The following is a 393-nucleotide window of genomic DNA, read 5'->3' on the forward strand; positions in this document are numbered from 1 at the left end:
CCCGCCCCGATCAGTCGCTGGAGGACTGAGCCCCATTCAGCGCCCTGACCATTGCCGGCAGGGCTTCGCCGAAAAAACTGGAGTTGACCCGCACGACCTCAACGAAAAGCTGTACGCAGCCCGTTGCCGGCATGAACCACAGTTGCCAGCGCTTTAGGCTGGTGGTGGCCAGCAGCACCTGGCGCAGCTCGCGACTGTGCGTGGCGGCATACCAGTTGATCTGCTGGACACTGGCAGAACTGAACAACTCCACCAGGGCGCCAGCCGATTTTCCGTATTGCTCGAAGTGGCGCAGCTTCACCGGCAAGATCTTCACGTCACGGCCCATCACCTCTACGGTAACTGGCTCGGGAAACAGGATGGATAGTTCGGACATGGACTTTCCTTTGGGCA

Annotated in this window: 1 protein-coding gene; it reads right to left on the bottom strand. The window is 60.1% G+C overall.

Translation table 11 applies throughout. From position 1 onward, the window contains the following. Positions 1–10 precede the first annotated feature (10 nt). A complete protein-coding gene (locus EA795_RS20830; RefSeq protein WP_122079257.1) occupies positions 11–376 on the bottom strand; it encodes a hypothetical protein in 366 nt (121 codons plus the stop codon). Positions 377–393: the final 17 nt, after the last annotated feature.

The sequence above is a fragment of the Stutzerimonas nitrititolerans genome (assembly GCF_003696285.1).
GTDB lineage: Bacteria > Pseudomonadota > Gammaproteobacteria > Pseudomonadales > Pseudomonadaceae > Stutzerimonas > Stutzerimonas nitrititolerans.